Below are 6,148 nucleotides of genomic sequence, written 5' to 3'. Positions count from 1 at the left end.
TGCCCGTCGGCGAGCCGGACCCGGTCACGCGGCTGCGGACGGTGCGGGCCGCCATGGACCGCAACAAGGACGCGGGCCCGAACCGCGGCGCGGGCGCGGTAGCGCTGCTCGCCGATCACGTGCCGCCGCTCGGCCACCGCATCGGCGGTCCCGTCGTCGCGCAGGCCGCCCGGCTGCTCTTCGACATCCTGGTAACCAGCGTCCCGCTGCCCAGCCTGGGCCTGAAACTCGGCGGCTGCCCGCTCGCCGCCGTCTACCCCTTCGCGCCGCTCGCCCAGGGGCAGGCGCTCGCCGTCGCGGTGTCGACGTTCCGGGGCCGGGTGCACTTCGGTCTGGTCGCGGACGCGGTCGCCGTGCCCGATCTGGATGTTCTCGCGCGCAGCGTGCGGGAGGAGCTCGCGGGGCTCGTCGAAGCGTGCGTAAACCGTCCGCGTTTGGTAGAGGGGTCCTTCGCTACGTAAAGTTCTCTTCTTTGGAGCTTCCGCGGTCACCCAGACGAGCCGCGGCCAGAGTGACGCGAGGGCAGCGGCGATGACGGTGACAGAGGACAGCCCGGGGGCTGCCGGTTCGACCGAAGAGGCCGTCGATTTCGGCCCCGGCATCGACCCCGACCGTCTCGCCACCTGCCTCAGCGTGCTCGACGAGCTGGACAAGCTGGACGTCGACCACCCCGACGCGATCGCGGTGCGCCGTGCCACGGCCGGGATCTACCGCACCGTGAAGCAGCGCCGCCGTCAGGAGCGCAGGGCCTCCAAGACCGCGCACGACAAGGCTGTCACCGAGGCCACCGCCACCGGATCCGCCGAGCGCATCGACGACGAGACCGAGGGTCTGCTGCCCTCCTCGCAGACCGAGGAGGGCCGGATCGCGGGGATACTCCAGCGCCCGCGCTCCTGCTACACCTGCAAGACCCGGTACGTGGAAGTCGACTACTTCTACCACCAGCTGTGTGCGGACTGCGCCCGTCTGAACCGGTCCAAGCGCGACGCCCGCACCGACCTCACCGGCAAGCGCGCGCTGCTCACCGGCGGCCGCGCCAAGATCGGCATGTACATCGCGCTGCGCCTCCTGCGTGACGGCGCCCACACCACCATCACGACGCGGTTCCCCAAGGACGCCATCCGCCGCTTCAAGGCGATGGACGACTCCGCGGACTGGCTGCACCGTCTGGAGGTCGTCGGCATCGACCTGCGCGACCCGGCCCAGTCCGTCGCGCTCGCCGAGCAGGTCGCCGCGGCGGGGCCGCTCGACATCCTGATCAACAACGCGACGCAGACCGTGCGCCGCCTGCCCTCCGCGTACGCCGCCCTGGTCAACGGCGAGGGCGCGCCGCTGCCGGCGGGGGAGCTGCCCGCACACTCCGTCATCGGCGCCTTCAACTCCGGAGCGGTGGACGGCCTGGCCGCGCTGCCCGTCGGCACCAGCGGCCTGGACGCGCAGCAGGTCGCCGACCTCGCCCTCGTCGCGGGCAACGCCAGCGTCGCCCGGCACCTCGACGGCACCGCCATCGACGCGGGCGGCCTTGTCCCGGACGTCGTCGACAGCAATACGTGGGTGCAGACCATCGAGCAGATCTCCCCGGTGGAGCTCCTCGAGACCCAGCTGTGCAACTACACCTCGCCGTTCATCCTGATCAGCGCGCTGCGTCCGGCGATGGCCGACGCCGCGAGGAAGGCGTCGAGCGGCCGCTCCTACGTCGTCAACGTCTCGGCGATGGAGGGCGTCTTCGGCCGCGGGTACAAGGGCGCGGGCCACCCGAACACGAACGCCGCGAAGGCCGCGATGAACATGGTGACGCGGACCAGCGCCCAGGAGATGTTCCAGACCGACGGCATCCTCATGACCTCGATCGACACCGGCTGGATCACCGACGAGCGCCCGCACTACGACAAGCTGCGCCTGGCCGACGAGGGCTTCCACGCCCCGCTCGACCTGATCGACGGCGCGGCGCGGGTCTACGACCCGGTAGTGCGGGGCGAGGCGGGCGAGGACCTGTTCGGCGTCTTCCTGAAGGACTACGCACCCGGTAAGTGGTAGCGCGCGACTGTTCGAGGGCGCCCTCGACCTGTTCGCCGGGCCGGCGCGTCAGGCCTCGCCCGTCGTCGCCCGCAGCCGCTCGTGCACGGCGTACGAGGAGGTTGTGCCCGCGGCCGCCCGCACCCTCGTCCCGCCGTCCACAAGGACATCCGCGCCCGTCACCCATTCGGCCGCGTCCGAGACCAGCCATGCCACGGCCCGCGCCACGTCCTCAGGCTCGCCGATGCGGCCGAGCGGCAGGCTCGCGGCGAGCTGCTCCTCGGCGCCGTCCCACACGAAGCGGGCCATCTCGGTGCGGATGAGGCCGGGGGACACGGAGTTGACCCGCACCAGAGGCGCGAGTTCGCCCGCGAGCTGGGCGGTCAGGTGCAGGAGCGCCGCCTTGCTGGTGCCGTACGCGCCCACGTTCGGCCCCACATGGGACGCGCCCTCGGTGCAGATGTTCACCACCGCGCCGCCGTGCTCGCCCATCCAGGCCCGCCAGGCGAGCTGCGTCAGGCGCAGCGCGGCCTCGACGTTCACGGTGAAGGCGGCGCGCCACCGGGTGAGGTCGACGTCCATCAGCGGGCCGTAAGGGGCGTTCGTCGCCGCGTTGTTCACCAGTACGTCGAGCCGCCCGAACTCCCGGACCGCGAGCGCCACGCTCGCCTCCGCCCGACCGGAATCGGCCACGCCGCCCGGACATCCGACAGCCTCCGCGCCCTGCGCGCGAAGCTCGGCCACGGCGGTCTCCAGGGCGGCCTGGTCGCGGGCGGTGATGACAAGGCGGTGGCCGGAATCCGCGAGGGCCCGCGCCACGGCGAGCCCGATCCCTCGTGAGGCTCCGGTCACCAGGGCCACCGCGCCCTCCTGTGCCTGGGCAGAAGTCATCCCCGTACGGTCCCATGGAGGTCCGGAAAGGCCCATGGGGCCGACTCGTTGGGGAGTTCCCGGCCCGCAGGCCACCCCCACACCGTCACCAACTGTCCGAAATCCACTCCTTCGGCGGACCCCATAGAGCGCGGGCGCGCTCATTTGGTTAATGTGAGGCGAACGGACGGTCTCTAGGGGATCCACAAGCACCCCTTAGCCGCCCCGGGACAGGCTCGCCACCATGGCCGCGATCCCGCCTGAACAACGGCGCCACCGCGACCGAGCAGCCCTTGTCCTTCCGTTACGCGACACAAAGGAGTGCGCGGTGACACCAGATCTGACGAAGCAGGAAAAGCGACCGGCGGAACGCAGCAGCGAGCGGGCCGGCAGACCACGCAAGCTGAGCAATCTGGACTCGTGGGCGAAAGCGGCCCCGATCCGTCTTGCCGGCTACGAGGACGACCTCGCGGAGCCGCACATCCTCCCCGGTATCGACTGACCCGCCGCTTCGCCGCGTGCCCCCCGCCGACCCCGGCCGGGGGCACGCGGCGTTTCCGGTGCCGGTGTCGCCGCGAGTTTGCCTCGAAAATCGAACACATGATCGAGGCAAGGGTATGGGCCACCCCATCCCCGATGACCTCGTACGCATACAACGGGAGTGGAAGTCCGCGGCGGCCCGCACGGAGCTGCGCCGTCGTGCGCAGGGTGAGCCGTGACCCTGCGGCAGGAGGCCGGGGCCGGTCGCGCATGGCCGGGCGGTTGCGGGTTACTCCGGGGAGTATGAACGGGACATCGGATGCCGAGCGCGGCGCTGACCGCGCGCCGGACGAACCGACGCAACTGCCGAAGCGGTCCTGGCGGGCGGTGCTCACCGGAGTGGTCCGGGAGTTCCGGGACGACGAGCTGGCCGACCGGGCCGCGGCGCTGACCTACTACGGCGTGCTTTCGCTGTTTCCGACGCTCCTGGTGCTGGTCTCCCTCCTCGGTGTCGTCGGGAAGTCGGCCATCGACCGGCTCCTCGAGAACCTCAAGGAGCTCGCACCTGGTTCGGCGCGGGACATCATCAGCGACGCCGTGCGGCAACTGCAGGGGCAGGGCGGTGTCGGCTCCCTGATGGCGGTGGTCGGCATCGTCCTTGCGGTGTGGGCGTCCTCCGGGTACGTCGGGGCGTTCATCCGCACCGCCAACGCCGTCTACGACATGCCCGAGGGGCGGCCCGTGTGGAAGGTGCTGCCGGTCCGGGTGGGCGTGACGGTCGTGCTGCTGACGCTGGCGGTCGTCAGCGCCCTCATCGTGGTGTTCACGGGCGGCCTCGCCCGCACGGTGGGTTCGGCCCTCGGCGTCGGCGACGCCGCGCTGACCGCGTGGTCGATCGCGAAGTGGCCGGTGCTTGTCGTCCTTGTGACCTTCATGATCGCGCTGCTGTTCTGGGCGACACCGAACGTGAAGGGCCGCGGATTCAAGTGGATCACCCCCGGCAGTGTGCTCGCCCTGGTGATCTGGCTGATCGCCTCGGCCGGATTCGCCTTCTACGTAGGGAACTTCAGTTCCTACAACAAGACCTACGGCGCGCTGGCCGGAGTGATCATTTTTCTCGTGTGGCTGTGGATCAGCAACATCGCGATCCTGCTCGGCCTTGAATTCGACGCGGAACTGTCGCGTCAGCGTGCCATCGCCGGCGGTCTTCCCGCTGAGGAGGAGCCCTACGTACCGCCCCGCGACACCCGCGCGTGGGACGAGCAGGACCGGCGGCGCGTGGAGGAGTGACACCGCCCGGCACGATCGCGGCCATCGGCCATGTGCCGACCCCGGGGATCGGGGTACTCGGCCGCGGAACAGACAGGAGGTTGATGACGATGGCCCAGACAGCTCCGCACACCACAGGCCGTGGCAGCGGCGGACACACCGCCTCGGGCAGCGAGCCGGTGGGCGATCTTGTGCAGCGCGCCTCGCAGCAGCTGACGGAGCTGGTGCGCGGCGAGATGCGTCTGGCGCAGGCCGAGATGAAGGAGAAGACCAGGCGCTACGGCAAGGGCAGCGGGTTGTTCGGCGGAGCCGGTCTCGTCGGCTTCCTCACCCTGCAGGCTCTCGTCGCCACCGCGATCGCGGCGCTCGCGGTGCCGCTTCCGGTGTGGGCGGCGGGGCTGATCGTCACCGCCGTTCTCGGTCTGATCGCCGCGGTACTGGCACTGACCGGAAAGAAGGAAGTCGGCCGGGCCTCCCCGCCGATCCCCGAGCAGGCCATCGGCGGCGTGAAGGCCGATGTCGCAGAGATCAAGGAGAGTGCACAGCGATGAACCAGCCCCACGACAAGCAGACCGCGGGACCCGGGGAACTGCGCGCGAAGGTCGAGCGGACCCGCCACGACCTGGGAGAGACGGTCGAGGCGCTGGTGGCCAAGACGGACGTCAAGGCCCGCGCGCAGGAGAAGGCGGTCGCGATCAAGGGCCAGACGGCGACGAAGGCCGCGGAGCTGAGCGAGCAGGCGGTGGCCAAGGCCACCGAGGCCGCCCACGTGCTGCAGGACAAGGTGCCCGACCAGGTCAAGGGCAAGGCGGCCGCTGCCACCGGGCAGGTGAAGGCCGCGGCCGGACAGGCCACGGATGTGTGGCAGGACAAGGCGCCGGAGCAGGTCCGCAACCGCCGTACCGCGTTCCTCGCGGGTGGCGCGACGCTGGTGGTCGCCTACGTACTGGTGCGGCGCAAGCGGAAGCAGGGGAGCGAGGTGTGAAGGCCTCGAAGATCGCGTACAAGCCGGTCGGGATGGCGCTCGGCGCGCTCGCCGGTGTGGCCGCGGGCGGGCTGTTCAAACAGGCGTGGAAAGTGGTCAGCCATGACGAGGACGCGCCCGACGCCACCGATGAGGACCGCGGCTGGCGCGAGATCCTGCTGGCGGCCACGCTGCAGGGCGCGATCTTCGCGGTGGTCAAGGCGGCCGTCGACCGCGGCGGCGCTGTCGCCACCCGTCGGCTGACGGGTGCCTGGCCGGGCTGACCGGTTGACGGCTGACCAGCTGACCGGACGACGGCTGACGGACGACGGCTGACGGATGACCCGGAATTCATCCGATGGGTCTTCGTGAGGCAGCGCAAATGTCCAAGTCCCCGCTGCGGGCAATGCATTGACACCCTCGTGGGGCGCTTGAATCATCGGATGTCATGACTGACATGCGCATGATGCTCGCGCTCGCGCCCCGTGCACGGCTGAAGCGGCCCCGCCGGCTGAGAGGCGCCGCGGTGGCCCTGCTGCTGCTCGTGGC

8 protein-coding genes are annotated in these 6,148 nt (G+C 70.8%); 7 read left to right on the top strand and 1 reads right to left on the bottom strand.

All coding sequences use genetic code 11. The features are described from left to right. The coding region (locus tag ABD378_RS31560; protein ID WP_344526430.1) for a WS/DGAT domain-containing protein at positions 1 to 461 on the top strand (461 nt) is incomplete at its 5' end. Positions 462 to 531: 70 nt separating this feature from the next. Next, a complete protein-coding gene (locus ABD378_RS31555; protein ID WP_344526428.1) occupies positions 532 to 2,037 on the top strand; it encodes an SDR family NAD(P)-dependent oxidoreductase in 1,506 nt (501 codons plus the stop codon). Positions 2,038 to 2,085: 48 nt separating this feature from the next. On the opposite strand, the gene ABD378_RS31550 is transcribed toward ABD378_RS31555, so the two are convergent. Continuing rightward, entirely contained in the window at positions 2,086 to 2,907 is an 822-nt protein-coding gene (locus ABD378_RS31550; RefSeq protein WP_344526426.1) for an SDR family oxidoreductase, read from the bottom strand. Between the two features lie 307 nt (positions 2,908 to 3,214). Between ABD378_RS31550 and ABD378_RS31545 the strand changes: the two genes are divergently transcribed. From ABD378_RS31545 to ABD378_RS31525, 5 genes are all read left to right on the top strand, one after another. Further along, the gene (locus ABD378_RS31545; RefSeq protein WP_344526424.1) at positions 3,215 to 3,388 is read left to right on the top strand and encodes a hypothetical protein; all 174 of its coding nucleotides are present in this window, start codon (positions 3,215 to 3,217) and stop codon (positions 3,386 to 3,388) included. A 281-nt stretch (positions 3,389 to 3,669) separates the two neighbouring features. Continuing rightward, on the top strand, positions 3,670 to 4,656 hold the full coding sequence (locus ABD378_RS31540; RefSeq protein ID WP_344526422.1) for a YihY/virulence factor BrkB family protein: 987 nt from the start codon (positions 3,670 to 3,672) through the stop codon (positions 4,654 to 4,656). Between the two features lie 89 nt (positions 4,657 to 4,745). Continuing rightward, positions 4,746 to 5,186 carry a phage holin family protein gene (locus ABD378_RS31535; protein WP_386543046.1) on the top strand — a complete coding sequence of 147 codons (441 nt, stop codon included), beginning with the start codon at positions 4,746 to 4,748 and terminating at the stop codon, positions 5,184 to 5,186. Continuing rightward, positions 5,183 to 5,620, top strand: a complete 438-nt coding sequence (locus ABD378_RS31530; RefSeq protein ID WP_344526420.1) for a DUF3618 domain-containing protein — start codon at positions 5,183 to 5,185, stop codon at positions 5,618 to 5,620. Before ABD378_RS31535 ends, ABD378_RS31530 begins: the two co-directional genes overlap by 4 nt. Next, positions 5,617 to 5,883 carry a DUF4235 domain-containing protein gene (locus tag ABD378_RS31525; protein WP_344526418.1) on the top strand — a complete coding sequence of 89 codons (267 nt, stop codon included), beginning with the start codon at positions 5,617 to 5,619 and terminating at the stop codon, positions 5,881 to 5,883. The genes ABD378_RS31530 and ABD378_RS31525 overlap by 4 nt, the downstream gene beginning before the upstream one ends. Positions 5,884 to 6,148: the final 265 nt, after the last annotated feature.

The sequence above is a fragment of the Streptomyces rectiviolaceus genome, from assembly GCF_039533825.1.
Taxonomy (GTDB): domain Bacteria; phylum Actinomycetota; class Actinomycetes; order Streptomycetales; family Streptomycetaceae; genus Streptomyces; species Streptomyces rectiviolaceus.
This window is presented reverse-complemented; position numbering and strand designations above follow the sequence as displayed.

Excerpts from the sequence above, each read along its gene's own strand:
- ABD378_RS31540 (WP_344526422.1), top strand. The coding sequence starts at position 3,670 with ATGAACGGGACATCGGATGCCGAGCGCGGCGCTGACCGCGCGCCGGAC.
- ABD378_RS31555 (WP_344526428.1), top strand. The coding sequence starts at position 532 with ATGACGGTGACAGAGGACAGCCCGGGGGCTGCCGGTTCGACCGAAGAG.
- ABD378_RS31535 (WP_386543046.1), top strand. The coding sequence starts at position 4,746 with ATGGCCCAGACAGCTCCGCACACCACAGGCCGTGGCAGCGGCGGACAC.
- ABD378_RS31550 (WP_344526426.1), bottom strand. The coding sequence starts at position 2,907 with ATGACTTCTGCCCAGGCACAGGAGGGCGCGGTGGCCCTGGTGACCGGA.
- ABD378_RS31530 (WP_344526420.1), top strand. The coding sequence starts at position 5,183 with ATGAACCAGCCCCACGACAAGCAGACCGCGGGACCCGGGGAACTGCGC.